Source organism: Chryseobacterium sp. HNCC26DJ238 (genome assembly GCF_057180465.1).
Genome location: NZ_JBXUGI010000015.1, coordinates 120,448 through 136,951, shown reverse-complemented (window position 1 = coordinate 136,951; position 16,504 = coordinate 120,448). Strand labels below are relative to the sequence as shown.

Sequence of the window (16,504 nt, the reverse complement as noted above, 5' to 3'; positions counted from 1 at the left end):
CAAAATAAATGCCCCCGAAATCAGAGGCAAAATTTTTGATCAATTAAAGAATACTTTCTCTTGATTACGAAAATATTATCAAATATATGACAGCAATAAACGCCACCTGTTCAGAACTTACCTCATATCATTAGATGAATTGTTTTGTATGATGAATTAACTTATATAAATATAAAAAGGAGCCCTATTATAATGAGCTCCTTTATAATCTATTCCTGAAAGTTTACTTTGTAAGTTTTGCAGTTGGTAAAGAAACTGTTCCCGGATCTTTCCATAAACCGTCTTTTTCAGCTCTTTTCTTAATGGCTTCTGCTCTTTTATTACTGTCAGGATGTGAATTGAACATTTTCTGGAATCCAGACTGTGCAGTTCCTCCTTCTGACAGAAGTGCCAGTTTCTTAAATGCTGTATAAGCTCCCACTACATTATAGTTATTTGTTTTCATAAAATCATACGAATAGGTATCAGCCTGAGATTCCTGTTTTTTACTGTGGGAAGCATCCAGAAATGCATTAGCCATTTTACCTACCTGCCCTTCACTTAAAGTAGCAACAGTAGAGGATGCTGAGGACGCAGCATCAATCGCAGCAGCTTTTAAGTAGGCTGATTTGATCGCATCTTTGGTATCCTGATTTTTAACGTGACCAATCTCATGACCTATCACCGCCAACAATTCATCATCCGTCATGATATCCATTAGAGACGAAAATACCCTGAAACTACCATCTGCGCATGCAAAAGCATTGATATCTTTTACTTTGTAAACTTTGTAGTTTAGGTTGAGACCATCCTGAGATCTGTGTTTTGCGAAAAGTTTGTTGAGTCTCAAATTGTATGGATCCTTAGGACCTGCTACTGCATTATTCTTATCCATGTAATCTACGGATTCTTTAGAAAGCTTAATTGCATCAGCATTTGTAAAGGTCAGTGCTGAAGCTCCCTTAGAAACGACTCCTGCAGCTTTTCCCAGATTGATTTTCTGAGCCTGAAAAAGATGCATTGATCCTAATAAGATCGCACCGATAATAATTTTATTCATATTATATAATTTAGTGTATCGAAGATAACACATTTTAAATGAAAAAATCCTTTTTCGGAGAATTACCGAAAAAGGATTTCATTAAGTATATATGTGTTTCTACTAATCAATAAATAGAGATGCGATAGCTGTAGCCTGTGCTCCGGTCAGAACCTCATCATAAGCTGCAGAACCTGCAGCTGCACCGAAGGCAGTTGCTGTATTAAATCCTGCCTGTGTTGTTACATCTTCACCAGCGTACACCGCATTGGTTGCAGCAGGCATAGCACCATTTCCGCTTCCGCCACTTGCTAACTCAATCCATCCTTTATTGGAACGCATTCTACGAACCATTGAAGCATGTCGAGCTTCTACTGAGTGAATCTGTAATGCTGCCTGAAGGACTGCTCCATTTGACATTACATTTCCTGCCTGCCCTTTATATGCTCTTACCCCTGTATCTTCAAAAGCCTGAGCTAAAATAAGAAACTGCTGATAATTGGTGAATGGTGTAAAAGCACCATTTGCTGTAAAGTCAAAAGTTGGTTTAGCAACAGGAGCTGTTCCTAGAGAAGTCAATGTACTTTTAAGAAAAGTTACGTGAGCAGCCTCATGTTTTGAAATTTGCTGAAAAACTACTTTGTCTGACGCAGGAATTAAATTTGCAGTCTGTAGACCAATTCTGTAATATTCATCTTCTAAATATTCTAAAGTCAACGCTAACTGAAGGGCATCCGTTAATGCACTTTTCATTGCCAACGTTGGTTCTGTTTTGGTTTCAGCTTTGGCAGAAGTTGCCATAAAGCTTCCTAATCCTAATGGTATAGCAGCAACGGCTGCTTTTTTACCAAATGAAGTAATATCTGAAAGATTGTCTAATCTGGACGTTTGTTTTGTAAAAAATGAGTCGTCAGATAATTTATCTAATAATTTTAGAATGTTCATAATAATAGATTTTTGAAATGAATAATTTAATTAATGCCTCTTTCTTTCCATGTGAATGGAGTTTTAATAAATCCTCCGGCTGCCGCTACGACATCTTTCGGTTCTTTTGCTACATCCAGACCTGTAACGGGATCTACTACATCATCTCCTGAGAAAGCTGCAGTTAAAGGATTAATCAAATCTCTGATCGCAGATGCGTGTCTTGCTTCAACAGAAACAATTTTACCGGCAAGCACAAGATAGGTTGGGTTGGTGATATACTTTCCTGCTGCATTATATGCTGCGACTCCTGTGTCTTCCAAAGCCTTCGCCGTAGCCAAAACAGAATTTCTGTCATTGAAATTCACATTAGGATACTGAAATTCAAGTGTTGGCAAAACATTGGTTGTCGCCCCTGTGATTGCTGCCTTGAAAAAATCTCTGTGAATAACTTCATGATGATAAAGGTCAGTTAAAACTTCTTTCTCATTATTTGAAATACCAGCGTAGAAATTATTCACCACTTTCGTGTAAAAATCAGCTTCTAACTGTTCCAGAGCATATGCATAGTTCAGAACTCCAACATCGCCCATACCCAAATCGAATATCTTATTATCATTGTATTCAAAATCATCATCATCACAGCCTACTAAAGAAAGGCCTGCTACGGCAATACCAATGCCGCTCAATTTTAGAAAGTTTCTTCTGCTGGTATCCAAGGTAGCTCCCTGGTTAGAAACATTAATTGGTTTTTTCATAATATTATTTTTATAAAGGTTTAGTACTTTAATCATATCTACGATAATAGTTTTAGTTTGGTTTTCATAATGTTCAAAAAAAATAAAAATTTATTATCTCAAACCCTTAAAATCCCTTAAATGACTGCAAAAACAATAAATATAACAGAATTAATACTTGATCATTAAGATCACTATGGAATCACTTTTAAAATAAATTTTACTTATTTTTGTGAAATGAGTCAAAAATGGATTTATAAACCTGAACCTGATGAAGAAACCGTTGACGGATTGAGTTCGTCGCTTGGTTTTGGATCTTTTGAATCCAAGCTATTGGTCATGAGGGGCATTGATAACTATCAGAAAGCCCGTGAATTTTTCAAACCTAACCTAGGAGATATCCATAATCCATTTTTAATGGCAGATATGCAAAAAGCGGTTGAACGCGTTGCGACAGCGATTGAAAATGAAGAGAAGATCATGGTGTACGGTGATTATGATGTCGACGGCACTACAGCAGTTGCGCTGACGTATCTGTATCTGAGAAAAATAGTTCAAAAGAAATATCTGGATTTTTATATTCCTGACAGAAATTCGGAAGGGTACGGAATTTCTACAGAGGGCATTGATTATGCAAAGGAAAATGGATTTTCACTGATTATTGCGTTAGACTGCGGAATCAAGGCCATTGATATGATCAACTATGCGAGGGAAAAGAACATCGACTTTATCATCTGCGACCACCATTTACCCGGAGATGAGATTCCTGATGCTGTTGCTGTACTGGATCCTAAGAGAAGTGACTGCCGCTATCCATTTAAGGAACTTTCAGGATGTGGGGTTGGTTTCAAATTATGCCAGGGATTAAATACCCTCTACAAAATTCCGGAAACTGAATTATTTGAATTGACTGACCTGCTTGCCATTTCCATTGCCGCAGATATTGTCTCGATGACGGGAGAAAACAGAGTTTTGGCAAAGATGGGACTTAAGGTCCTCAGAAAAACACGTAATCTCGGATTAAGGCTTCTCATCCCTGAAGATAAACTTTCCAATTTTGAAATTTCAAATATTGTTTTTGAAATAGCACCCAAAATCAATGCAGCGGGAAGAATTTCTCATGGTAAAGCTGCTGTGGAACTAATGGTTTCTGATAATCTGAAGCATGCACAGCAAATTGTTGGCGATATCATGAATCTGAATGATGAAAGACGGGAACTCGATATGAACTCTACCCTTTCTGCTTTAAATCAGGTAATAGAATCTCAGCAGGAAACAAAGTATTCTACGATTGTTTATCATCCGGAGTGGAACAAAGGTGTAATTGGTATTGTTGCTTCGCGTCTTATTGAAACGTATTATAAGCCTACTTTGGTTTTTACAGATGGAAATAATGGTGAAATGGTTGCTTCAGCAAGATCTGTTTCAGATTTTGACGTTCATGAGGCATTAGATATCTGTTCAGAATATTTTCTGAAATTTGGTGGTCATCACGCTGCTGCAGGACTTTCTATGGAAAAAGACAAGTTTGAAGCTTTCAAAATTAAATTTGAAAAAACGGTATCGGAAAAAATAAAAGATCATCAAAAAGAACCTTCGATCACCATTGACGCTGATGTTCATGTTGACGAGATCAACAGAGACTTCATCAACTTTCACAGAAAACTGGGACCGTTCGGACCTCATAATATGAAGCCAAACTTAGTTTTGAGAAATCAAAAAATTGCCGGTTATCTGAAAACGATGGGAAAAGATAATAATCATTTAAAGTTTTACATTAAACAGGATTCCACGGGAAGAAATATAGAATGTGTTGGCTTTAAACTGGGACAGTTTGCTGATGATTTCAGAAATAAATCTTTTGATATTGCTTTTACTTTAGAAGAAAATCATTGGAAGGGAAATGTTACACATTATCTTAATATCAGGGATGTGAAATTTATTGAAGGATAAAGCTGAGACTTATGATAAGGCTCACTTATTTTTTTAATATTAATTGATGAAAATAAGTCTACTGAGATACCTGCTTGTCGGAAAGCGATGGATGTTGCTGAAAAATGTTTCAATATTCCTGAAAAAGAAAATGATGCTCTGACTTCACAATTAAAAAAATCTACCGAAGTATTTCTTTTAAAATAACAAAGGGATTCGGAAGATGAAAAGATAAAGACAAAAGTCGTTTCTATGATAATTTAAGAGAACCTATGTTTGAAACTAAGAGTCATTTAATCTATGATATACAAATTAAATATTTTCAGAAAACAGTATATTCAAAATATCATTGACGATATTATTCACTGGATCAATTAAATCACATCATACCTCAACAGAGTATAATCTTAACCTATAACCCAATCTCATCTTTGAAAAAAATCGGTTTATTTTTCGGCTCTTTTAATCCTATTCATATCGGTCATCTTATTTTGGCCAATTATATTCTTGAAAATTCAGATATGCATGAGTTATGGTTTGTAGTGAGTCCGCAAAATCCATTTAAAGAAAAAAAGTCTCTTCTAAAAGACCACAACCGTCTTGATATGGTACAGCTTGCTGTGAAAAACTATCCTCAAATGCGTGCATCGAGTGTTGAATTTTCATTACCTACACCCAGCTATACAATTGATACATTAACCTATCTTCAGGAGAAATATCCTGAATGTTCTTTCAGCTTAATAATGGGAGAAGATAATCTTGAAGGACTTCATAAATGGAAAAATTCTGATGTCCTGATTAAAAATCATCATATCATTGTTTATCCAAGAGTTTTTGAAGATCAAAAAAAAGATTCTGAATATCTTCAGCATGAAAACATTGCGATGATCAAAGCTCCAATTATAGAGCTGTCAGCAACAGAAATCCGGAATATGATCAAAGAAGGAAAGAATGTAAGACCCATGCTGCCGCCGGAGGTTTTTGAGTATTTGGATGGGAGCAGTTTTTATAAGTAAGCAATATGAGATTACTATATTTTCTCATTTTCCTGATTATGGGAATTTTGTACGGACAAGAATCTAAAGTATTTACACTCAGTGAAGATGAAGATGCAAAACGTGTTGCAATTTTCAAAGAAAGAATGAGAATATATAAAGAACTTTGCAGTAAAGACTCTTTAAGAGCTGTTAATGATTTTAAAACTGAAAATAAACTATACACTTATAACATTGCTCTAAACGGAAGTGACTTTCCTGCAAAAGATGAACTTAGAGAATTATTGAAAAATAATAATATTTCCTGGGGTGGGATGGGCATCAGCAGTGATCGGCCACATGTATGTACAACAGACAAATGTTATCAAAGGTACATGAATTTTTATACAAAAGAAAAGTATGGTGAAGATTTCATTGATGCCCTAGTTGAAAAAGCGCTTCTGTCATTTGTCGAAAAGAGACCATCAATCATTTTTTCTTATAATGACCACTTAGACTGGATCTATGATAATAATAACAAAATAGCTGATGAAATCATTAATCGATTATTTCATCAATCTTTCTCATATCCCAAAAGATACCATCATAATTTAAATGAAAGATCATATAGTAATGTGAAATTAGTTTTGGACAGAGAAAATTACACAATGAATGTAGATGGTTGTGTCCATCATATTGAAGATGAACGCAACAAAAAATTTATCCCTTATTTCGAAAAAAGTATCACAAATTTTATTAAAACAAATATGCTCACTCCGAACAAAGAAAGCAGTTTATACAGTGGTTTTAAAAATACTTTCAGAATTTATTACAAATAGCATTTATGGAATTCTTAGAAAATCTTTTCTCAAAATACCCTCAGGAAAAACGTATCAAATGGTTTAAACAAATCTGTTTAGCCGAAGCTGTATCCTGGTTCTTTCTTTTTACTGCAATGACCTGGATCCGTGTTGATTCTGAAGGGATTGTACCTATCATTTATATCAGTACGATCGGAAGCCTGCATGGTTTATTTTTTACACTCTACCTTCTTTTTTTACCTACTGTCAGGAAAATCTATACCTGGGATGATGAAGACAGCGTCTTTGCATTAATCGCCGCATTTTTTCCTTTTGCCACGATCTGGATCGATAAGAAGCTGGCGCGTTTCGACAGAGACTGATAAAATTTAAAAAAAATAAAATTAACTGTAATAAAACCATTACTACAGTTGTCTTAGTATGTAGAAGCTCAAAGTAACATCAATGAAGTCCAAATTTTAATCACTGATATTCAATTAATTAAATTTATTAATAGAATTTTTACACTACTTTGTATTGCATGATACTATTTTTATTATATATCTTTGCAATGTTCAATAATAACAAATACAAGCTTCTATAAACTATTTAAAACTGAAAATCATGAAAACGCCTATTCTCATTGCAGCTATATTTTTCTCCGGACTCACTTTCGCTCAGGAAAAAAAATCAGACTCATTAAAAACAAAAAAAATTGAAGAAGTTGTTTTGACAAAGCAGGTCTTCAAAAAACAAAGTGACCGTTTTGTTTACGATGTTGCCGCTTCTCCTGTTACCAAAGGGAATACAACTTTCGATTTGTTGAGACAGACTCCTTTATTATCTACAACTGATGATAAAACCTTAAAGATAGCAGGTAAAAACAATGCACTGATCTATATCAATGGAAGAAAAACCAATATGGATGCAGAATCACTAACCCAGTTTCTAAAAAATACTCCTGCAGAAAATATTCAGAAAATTGAAGTAATTACGGTTCCTGGAAGTGAGTTTCAGGTAGAATCTTCAGACGGAATCATCAATATTGTTCTGAAAAAGAAGATGAGCGACGGCTTAAGTGGAAACATGAGAATGTCTAATTCTCAGAATAAATACAACGGAAGTTCTGCAAGTTTCTCCGCTAACTACAGAAAAGATAAATTTGGAATCAGTGCCAATATGTATGGCGGAGAAAATATTGAGGCTCAACATTATGTTTTACGAAACGGTAATAGCTCATCGTCTAACGAGTCCACTGGGAATATTGATGACCCCAATCAATATATCGGAGGATATCTGAATTTAGATTATCAGCTGACAGAAAAAAGTAATTTAGCTTTATCATGGAATTCCAATGCCAATAAAAGCTATAATTCTACCGTTAATCTTTTCAATACTATTCGTTCTTTTGATACAGATGCTCAGTCATACATCACCAATTATACCAATTCAAGAAACAAAGAAGACGCAAGATCGTACAACAATTCGGTTAACTTAAATTATGAATTGAAAACTGATTCGTTAGGAAGTAAATTAAATGTAAATGCGGCCTATCTTAATTACAGAAGATTTCAGTTTACCGATAATAAAACCTATTTATCTGATGCAGGAGGAACAGATGGATTACTAAGCCAGACCATTAATCAAACTCTACCTCAAATTATCAATAATTTCTCAGGCACAATAGATTACATTCGGAAGTTTAAAAATGACTTCACAGTAGCTGTTGGTGGAAATTTCAATAAAACAAAAACAGATAATGATACTCAGAATGATACTTTTGTGAAAGGAAAAACCCCAGAATTTGCACCGAATCATTTTATTTATGATGAAAATATTTATGGTGCTTATTTAACCTTAGAAAAGAAATTCTCTGATAAGTTATCCGGAAAGGTTGGTACACGATACGAAATCACCAACAGTTTGGGAACTTCAGACAATGCAGCTCCGGAATACAGAAAAATTGAAAGAGATTACCACAATGTACTTCCTTACCTGAGCTTTAATTACGCAATCAATGATAAAAACAATTTATCTTATGCGTTTTCAAGCAGAATGAGAAGACCAAGCTTCTGGGAACTGAATCCTGTAAGAAACATCCTTACAGAAGACAATTATACTCAAAATAACCCTTTTGTGAAAGCTTCTTCTACTTATAGTCATGAGTTGACCTATATGTTTAAAAATTCGTATTTCTTAATCTTAAGTCATTCATTATTCAAAGACAAGATTACACAAGTACCTCTGCAGAGAGATATTTTGAAACCAAGAAAAGATAAAGACGGAAATCCTGTCATTGATCCTATAACCAACCAACCATATATGGATTCCTATAAACAATTAAGATACATCCGTACCAACTTCGGTGACAAACAAGAAATGTCTGCTATGGTGGGAATTCAGAAAACATTTTTCAACCAATATCTGATAATGAACTTCAATGTAGGTCTTCAGAGAAACGTTAATGATGGAAGTCTAAGTGTAGACCCGACTTCGGGTGATGTTTTTCCAACGTATGAAAACAAGGTTAGTTCTACAAGCATCCTTATCCAGACCAACAACACCATTCGTTTAGACAAAAAGAAAACATTGTTCTTGGGCGTAAATTATTTCTTCGTAGACAAACAGCAAATTGAGTTGGGAATGCTTAAAAACCTGATGAGTTTAGATCTAAGTATCAAGAAAAACTGGAACGACTGGACTTTTGCTTTAAACCTAAATGATGTTTTAAGAACAAACATTGTAGAGATTGAAGACTACCAGACTAATGGAAATTACAACTATGTAAGAAATGACCAGTTCAGGAGAGGTGGAACTTTCAGCATTACCTACAATTTCGGAAATCAAAAAGTGAAAAAAGTGAGAGACATCGAAGGCGCGTCAGATGCAATAAAAAGCAGAACAAGATAAAAAAACATTCTTCATATATATTATTTTGTAAGAGAAACCTGCCGGGAAACCGGTGGGTTTTTCTATCTTTAAGAGTATGAATAAATTGGTTGGAATTCTTTTAATGATCTTACTTGTCTGCGCCTGCCAGGAAAAAACAATCCCTCCTGGGAAAAATAGTTCGTTTGACAAAGAGATGAATATCTCTTATGGAACGGACTCTGAACAAAAACTGGATTTATATACTCCCAGCAGCTCAAAACAGGTTAAAGATGTATTTATCATCATTCACGGCGGTGGATGGAGAGCAGGAGATAAATCTCAACTTACCTCTTTCGCTATATCAATGATGCAGAAATTTCCGAAAAGTATTTTTGCTAATATCAATTACAGAACGGCTTCTGAAAACCGTTTTGGAATTCCAAATCAAACGGATGACATTCACAAAGCCATGCTGTTTTTAGAAAAAACAATGAATTACCAACCAAATTTCATTCTTATTGGTAACAGTGCTGGCGGTCATCTCTCCATGCTGTATGCCTATCAGGGAGACAACAATAAAAAAATAAAAGCGGTAGTGAATATTGTAGGACCGTCAGATTTATCAGATCCAAATTTTAAAAATTATTCTGATTATTCTTTTGTTAAAAATCATTTGGTTGATCCTGCCGTAATTCCTGAGCGTGTTTCTATGGAAAGTTTTGCAAGTCCGATCTATTGGCTTAACAAGAATTCTCCACCAACTATTTCTTTCTTCGGAAACAATGATCAGGTCATTCCCCTGTCGCAAAAATCAATTTTAGACTCAGCATTGAATAAAAATTATATTTATAATCAATCTTTCGAATTTCCCGGAGGACATCTCGATTGGATGAATGAAAAAAATTCATCTTTTGTTATTGATAAAATTGATGCATTTCTGAAGCAGGTCAAATAAAAAAACGCCCTGATATCTCAGGGCATGTTCAGACATTACTATTCACTATTCCGATTTCACTACTTCCGTTCTTTCAGAAATTCCATTGGCGTTAAAGGCTTCAATCTGGAAATAATAGGAATCTACTCGATCAGCTCCTGTAAAGAAGTATTCATTTTTACCGTAAACCATGATGCTTCCGTATAATTTATCAGGTGATTTTCCCCAATAAATAACGTAGCCATCGGCGTCTGAATTTTGTTGCCACTTCATCCAGATGCTTCTTCTTTCCCCATATTTTTTCGGATCAGCTCTCAACGGAACAAAATTCTGAACCTTCGCAGGTTTAGCTCCGGTTCCTTTTCCAAATACCCTGAAACCGCTTAATGCAAATTTTCCGGTCGGCATTTTCAGGTTTTCCATTTTTAAATATCTCGCTTCGGCAGATTTTTCCAGTTCTACATAATCATGAGGGACATCTTTAGTGTTTTTACTTTTGTCCACAATGACTTTCCATTTTTTACCGTCATTCGAACCATAAATTTTATACTGATGCATTTTGCCTTCGGTTTTTCCCATAAATTCTACGTCCTGATCTGCATAGTTTACCTGGATGGCGTTTATCGTAGAGACTTCTCCCAAGTCTGTCTGAAACCATTCGCCTGAATTTCCTGTTTTTGCACTCCAGTATGTTTTAATATCTTCATCCACTGCATAATTAGAATGGTATCCACCTAAAGTCGATGATACCTGAACAGCTTTACTGTAGTTTAACAGCATCCAACCCTGAAACAGTCCTTTTGAGAAATCTTTACCCTGCGCATACTGCGGAAGTAAAGTCGGATAATCTCCATAAGCAGTGTTGGTATACATCACATCATCTTTATCAAAACCGGCTGGCCAGATTCCCAACCGTCTTTCAAAATTATTTTTAGTAGAAATAAAGATTGTTGAAACATGCCACCAGTTTTTAAAATTGTCTTCAAAGGTCGCCCCATGCCCGGCACCTCTTGCGAAACCACCTGGTTTATATGAAAATGGATTGTGCTGTTGATACTCGTAACCTTCCAAAGGATTTTTTGATACATATACTCCATCAGAATATCCGCTGAATTCAGTTGCAGGAGCTCCGTACTGCATATAATATTTATCTTTATATTTTGTAACCCACGCTCCTTCAACAAAAGGCTGAAGAAAAACATTATCGTTGTATTCACCGAATCTCTCCCAACCGTGATCTTCGGGTTTGAGCCTTAAAATAGGTTTTACAAAACCTTCTGACTGGAGGTTTTTAACTTTGACTTCTGTTCCTAAAAGCGGCCATTCATTGCTTGATCCCCAATATAAATACAGTTTGTTTTTATCTTCGTCATAATGAAAAGCAGGATCCCACGCTCCGACTTTTAAAGTGTCGACTGCAATTTTCCAGTCGTCAACGGTCGGGTTTGTGCTTTTCCAGATCGGGAAATCCTGTTCCCATGTTGATCCGTAAACATATAAAGTATCTTTCATTGCCCAAACTGCAGGAGCATTCAGGTCGTGGGTGTATTTATTATCTCTGAGGAATTTTCTTTTGACAAATTTCCAGTCCAGCATATTGTCACTGTGCCAATATCCTTCCTGATTGGTAGAAAAAAGAAAAAGCTTTTTCTGAAAATTAACAATTACAGGATCAGCCGTTGCCCGATGTTTTCCCTGTTTTGAAAAAACTTCAAAAGGGGTGTAACCATAATCAATGTTTATAGGATTACAGTAAGTCTTTTGCTGGGCATTTAAGAATAAGCAAAGTAAAACACTTATACTCAGAATCATCTTTTTAATCATAATTATCTTTATACTTGTACAAATTTAGAGATTTTTTAATGGCTGGCTTAAAATTGTGAACATAAAAAAACTCCTGACTTTATTTGAAAGTCAGGAGCCTGTTTTGCTTATTAACACATATTATTTCTTTGGCAAAAAAACTTCCGCCAGCATACATCTTGCACTTCCGCCACCATTGACCTCGATCGTGTTCAGATCTGAATAAATAATCTCACAGTATTTTTCAATAGCTGAAACCTGCTCTTTACTCAAAGACTGATAAGCAGTCTGACTCATAACAAGAAATTTTTTACCATCTTTGTTCTGAACCTGAAGCATATTTCCTGCAAATTGCTGCATCTGCTGTTCTGAAATTTCTATAATTTCTTTCCCAGAATTTTTAATGGTTTCAATGACTTTGCTCCTTTCCAGTTCATGATCAATACAATCTAAGCATATTACTACAAACTTATCCGCCACGCACATCATAACGTTGGTATGATAAATCGGAAGTCTTTCTTCACCTACTGTCTGAAAAGAATGAAACACGACTGGTGTAAATCCATACTTTTCACAAAATTCTCTGAATAGATTTTCATCTAATCTTAAAGAAACTGAGCCGTAGGCTATTTTATTATCGTGATCAAAAATCATACTTCCTGTTCCCTCCAAAAAGTGTCCCTGAATTTCAGGTAACGACCAATCGTCGATTTCAGCAACTTCAAAACCTTGGTTTTTGATGCTTTCAATGATATCTTCTCTTCTTTCTACTCTTCTGTTTGAAGCAAACATTGGATATAAAACTACTTTTCCATCATTGTGAAAGCTTACCCAATTGTTTGGAAAAATAGAATCCGGAGTATGTGGATCCATGGTATCTTTAACTGTAATAACATTGATTCCTCTGCTTTTTAGTTTTTCAACAAAAATTTTGAATTCTGCCAAAGCCTTAGACTGTATATCTACCCCTTTCTGTTCGACCTGAAAATAATTATTTTCTGCGGTCTCAGAATTATAACCGAACGCAATCGGTTCTATCATTAACACGGTATCTGTCGTCTGCATATTGTTTAATTTTTTATAAAATCATATTAAATCCGGAATAAAAATCCGTCAAACCATAATAACTTAATGTTAAAAAAACTGTATCAATTAAGCCATGAACAATAATATTGATCCAGATATTCTGAAATTTTAAATATATAAAACCAAAAGCCAATCCGAATAAAAATGTCATAACCAAACCTGAAATTCCCTGATATAAATGTGGTAAAGAAAATATCATTGCACTTAGTAAAACAAACCAAATTTTCTTCTCTCCCAACAATTTCTTAAACTGTGAAAAAGCGAAACCACGGAACAAAAGTTCTTCACCAACTGCTGCACTTATCCACATACTGAAAAACCATTTGAAATACATTTTAGGATTTCCTTCAATGACTTTGAATGAAGAATAATCTGCCGGCTCATTACATATTTTACTTACCAGGGGCTGAAAAATAAAATCCATGGAAAGTTCCAGAACAAAATAATAAATCAATATTATTTTGATTTCTGACACTCCTATTTTCTTAAAATTAAGGTTTTTGAAATTTCCGTCCTGTAAATAGGTGAATAAAAGAATTACTGCAATAATTATACAAAAAGTATAAGGAAATTTTGTAAATGGATTGTAAATCAAAGAATATGTTATAACCAAAAGTAATAACGCTATCCATTTATGATTAGGTAAAACTTTCAAATTCATTCTCATTTACATGTGATTATTCTCTCACCAAAGGCATTGTGGAACATCTCAGCAATCCGCCCATTTTCGAAATCTCTCTGTAAGGAATTTCTTCAACAGTCATTCCCCATTCGTTTCTCAGGTGATCATTCATTCTTGTAAATGACTTGTCTGAAACAATAACTTCAGGAGAAATTGAGAAAATATTGGGACACATCTCAAACATTTCTTCATCCGTAACGTGGAAGCAATTTTCTTCTCCGAAAATATCGATGATTAAATTGTAATCGCTTTCGTCAACGAAACCATTCTTGTAAACAATACATTTATCCGTACCAATCGGGTTGAAGGTGCAATCTAAATGCAAAATTCCCTGATAAGGTTCCCTGTCATTTTTCTTCAGTTCGAAATCCAGAATCCTTTTCTTAGGAAAGTACTCTTTCAGGATTTCTATTGCATATTCGTTGGTACGGGCTGTTTTATAATTTCTGTAGTCCTGTGAAAAGCATGTTCCTATAAAAATAAAGTCATTCCATACGATTACGTCTCCACCTTCAATGTGTGCAGTATCAGGAAGATTGATGATATCACGCCATTTCACCTTTTCAAATATGGAGCGGTAGGCATCCTGTTCATCTGCACGGTCTGCAATCACATTAGAAATGATCATTTTATCTTCGATAACAAATGACACATCCCTTGCAAAAACCTGATTGTAGTCTCTGATGATACTTGGACGCAGAACTTCAACATCATATTTTTTCAGCACTTTTTCAAAAGCTTCCATTTCGTTGATGATATCAATCTCTTTCGGATAAATATTGTGCTGAATGGAATGGTATGACTTTGCATCATAACTTTCTTCTAAGGTAGGATCGGCACCCATTGAATTTGGCTGCCCCAAAACCACTGATTTCAGTTTTCCGGTTTCGTTTTTAATATTTAATTTCATAAAAATTCTTCTGATGTTCAAGCCGCGATACAGCTCTTTCACATAGCATGTGCCACAAATATAATGAAACAGTCTTTAAGTCAAAAATTTAATACTTGAAAAAAACAAACTGATTAACGTGATGATAATGAGTTTTTAAGATGTATGAAAATGTCAAATTTTATCTGATTAATTTCGTTTTATCAGATATAAATGATGATAAATTATTTAAATCAAATGATAATATCTATATGGTGAAATATTGTGATCCAGAATGGAGAACTTATTTTTATTAAAAATCTTTAATTTCAATAGAATCCTATACTTTTCGCCTGCCGAAATCATCACAGAAACCTGAAATTACAACATTTCCTTTTTACTTTTTACCTTAAGTACGCCTTAAAAAAATTGAAATACTCTTCTAATACGGAGTTTCACTGTCCAGAAAAAGTCTTTTTTTTATCTTATGATAATGATAAATAATAAAAAAAATCCCAAAGCAAAAACTTTGGGATTTAAATATTTATGGTAAGCTACTATCTGTTTGAGATATCAATATAGTCTCTTTTCTGAGAACCTTGGTATACCTGTCTTGGTCTTCCGATAGGATCTCCTTTTAATCTCATTTCTTTCCACTGAGCGATCCATCCTGGTAATCTTCCCAATGCAAACATTACAGTAAACATTTCTGTAGGAATTCCCAGTGCTCTGTAAATAATTCCTGAATAGAAATCTACGTTCGGATATAATTTTCTTTCAATGAAGTATTCATCTTCAAGAGCAACTTTTTCTAACTGCATCGCAATATCAAGCGCTTTGTCTTCAATTCCCAATGCAACTAACAAGTCATCAGCAGCTTTTTTGATAATTTTTGCTCTCGGATCGAAGTTTTTGTATACTCTGTGTCCGAATCCCATCAAACGGAAGCTGTCATTTTTATCTTTAGCTTTTTCTACCCACTTGTTAACATCTCCACCATCTTTTTCAATTAATTCAAGCATTTCGATAACCGCCTGGTTTGCCCCCCCGTGAAGTGGGCCCCAAAGTGCAGAAATACCTGCAGAAACGGAAGCGAAAAGACCTGTATGTGCAGAACCTACCATTCTTACAGTAGATGTAGAGCAGTTTTGCTCGTGATCAGCATGAAGAATTAATAATTTATCCAAAGCATCGACCACTACCGGATTGATTTCGAAATCTGCATTAGGCTGTCTGAAAGCCATTTTATAGAAATTCTCTACATAATTCAGATTGTTATCTCCATGGTTTAACGGTAGACCTAAAGTCTTTCTGTAAGTCCATGCAGCGAGATGTGCAAATTTAGCGATCAGTAATTCTGCAGCAAGATCCATCTCTTCTTTAGACTGTACATTAACAGCTTTAGGATTAAAAGCAGTCAATGCAGAAGTAAGAGAAGATAAAACTCCCATAGGGTGAGCAGAACGAGGGAAAGCATCAATGATTTTTTTCATCTCCTCTGCTACAAAATTATATTTTTTGATATTACCGTTAAAAGTATTGAACTGATCTGCAGTTGGTAAATCACCATGCAGCAACAGATACATTACTTCGGTAAAATTAGATTTCTCTGCAATTTGTTCGATAGGGTATCCTCTGTAGAACAATTCTCCCTGATCCCCGTCAAGATAGGTGATTTCACTTAATGTAGCACCTGTATTTTTATACCCTAAATCAAAGGTAATAAGACCTGTCTGATCTCTTAATTTTGAAATATCTATTCCTCTGTCTCCAATTGTGCTATCCACGATAGGATATTCATAGGAATTACCGTCGTAATTCAATATAACTTTGTTATCTGACATTATGTAATATTTTTTTTAAATTTCTTAAAAA

Annotated in this window: 14 protein-coding genes; 6 read left to right on the top strand and 8 right to left on the bottom strand. The window is 34.8% G+C overall.

The annotated features are described in order from the left end of the window. Nucleotides 1–223 precede the first annotated feature (223 nt). From AC2A07_RS15055 to AC2A07_RS15045, 3 genes are all read right to left on the bottom strand, one after another. Nucleotides 224–1,039, bottom strand: coding sequence for a M48 family metalloprotease (locus AC2A07_RS15055; protein WP_484051073.1), 816 nt, complete (start codon nucleotides 1,037–1,039; stop codon nucleotides 224–226). A 102-nt stretch (nucleotides 1,040–1,141) separates the two neighbouring features. Further along, a complete protein-coding gene (locus AC2A07_RS15050; RefSeq protein WP_314493435.1) occupies nucleotides 1,142–1,963 on the bottom strand; it encodes a ferritin-like domain-containing protein in 822 nt (273 codons plus the stop codon). 26 nt (nucleotides 1,964–1,989) lie between these two features. Further along, complete coding sequence (locus tag AC2A07_RS15045) at nucleotides 1,990–2,700, bottom strand: ferritin-like domain-containing protein (RefSeq protein ID WP_484051072.1); 711 nt, start codon at nucleotides 2,698–2,700, stop codon at nucleotides 1,990–1,992. A gap of 216 nt (nucleotides 2,701–2,916) precedes the next feature. Between AC2A07_RS15045 and recJ the strand changes: the two genes are divergently transcribed. From recJ to AC2A07_RS15015, 6 genes are all read left to right on the top strand, one after another. Continuing rightward, nucleotides 2,917–4,632 (top strand): single-stranded-DNA-specific exonuclease RecJ, encoded by a 1,716-nt coding sequence (gene recJ / locus AC2A07_RS15040; RefSeq protein ID WP_314493439.1) that lies wholly within the window; start codon nucleotides 2,917–2,919, stop codon nucleotides 4,630–4,632. 410 nt (nucleotides 4,633–5,042) lie between these two features. Continuing rightward, entirely contained in the window at nucleotides 5,043–5,627 is a 585-nt protein-coding gene (gene nadD, locus AC2A07_RS15035) for a nicotinate (nicotinamide) nucleotide adenylyltransferase (protein WP_314493441.1), read from the top strand. A gap of 5 nt (nucleotides 5,628–5,632) precedes the next feature. Further along, the gene (locus AC2A07_RS15030) at nucleotides 5,633–6,424 is read left to right on the top strand and encodes a hypothetical protein (RefSeq protein WP_484051071.1); all 792 of its coding nucleotides are present in this window, start codon (nucleotides 5,633–5,635) and stop codon (nucleotides 6,422–6,424) included. 5 nt (nucleotides 6,425–6,429) lie between these two features. After that, nucleotides 6,430–6,768, top strand: a complete 339-nt coding sequence (locus AC2A07_RS15025; RefSeq protein ID WP_484051070.1) for a DUF3817 domain-containing protein — start codon at nucleotides 6,430–6,432, stop codon at nucleotides 6,766–6,768. A gap of 241 nt (nucleotides 6,769–7,009) precedes the next feature. Next, nucleotides 7,010–9,295, top strand: a complete 2,286-nt coding sequence (locus AC2A07_RS15020; RefSeq protein ID WP_484051069.1) for a TonB-dependent receptor domain-containing protein — start codon at nucleotides 7,010–7,012, stop codon at nucleotides 9,293–9,295. A 76-nt stretch (nucleotides 9,296–9,371) separates the two neighbouring features. Next, entirely contained in the window at nucleotides 9,372–10,211 is an 840-nt protein-coding gene (locus AC2A07_RS15015) for an alpha/beta hydrolase fold domain-containing protein (RefSeq protein ID WP_484051068.1), read from the top strand. A gap of 45 nt (nucleotides 10,212–10,256) precedes the next feature. Here AC2A07_RS15015 and AC2A07_RS15010 read toward each other — a convergent pair whose 3' ends face one another. The 5 genes from AC2A07_RS15010 to AC2A07_RS14990 all read right to left on the bottom strand — a co-directional run bounded on the left by AC2A07_RS15010 (nucleotide 10,257) and on the right by AC2A07_RS14990 (nucleotide 16,473). Continuing rightward, nucleotides 10,257–12,002 carry a discoidin domain-containing protein gene (locus tag AC2A07_RS15010; RefSeq protein ID WP_484051067.1) on the bottom strand — a complete coding sequence of 582 codons (1,746 nt, stop codon included), beginning with the start codon at nucleotides 12,000–12,002 and terminating at the stop codon, nucleotides 10,257–10,259. Between the two features lie 132 nt (nucleotides 12,003–12,134). Then, a complete protein-coding gene (gene ctlX / locus AC2A07_RS15005; RefSeq protein ID WP_484051066.1) occupies nucleotides 12,135–13,058 on the bottom strand; it encodes a citrulline utilization hydrolase CtlX in 924 nt (307 codons plus the stop codon). 13 nt (nucleotides 13,059–13,071) lie between these two features. After that, nucleotides 13,072–13,740, bottom strand: coding sequence for a CPBP family intramembrane glutamic endopeptidase (locus tag AC2A07_RS15000; protein WP_484051065.1), 669 nt, complete (start codon nucleotides 13,738–13,740; stop codon nucleotides 13,072–13,074). A 16-nt stretch (nucleotides 13,741–13,756) separates the two neighbouring features. After that, nucleotides 13,757–14,671, bottom strand: a complete 915-nt coding sequence (locus AC2A07_RS14995) for a dimethylarginine dimethylaminohydrolase family protein (RefSeq protein WP_484051064.1) — start codon at nucleotides 14,669–14,671, stop codon at nucleotides 13,757–13,759. Nucleotides 14,672–15,186: 515 nt separating this feature from the next. Next, complete coding sequence (locus AC2A07_RS14990) at nucleotides 15,187–16,473, bottom strand: citrate synthase (RefSeq protein WP_484051063.1); 1,287 nt, start codon at nucleotides 16,471–16,473, stop codon at nucleotides 15,187–15,189. Between the last annotated feature and the right edge of the window lie 31 nt (nucleotides 16,474–16,504).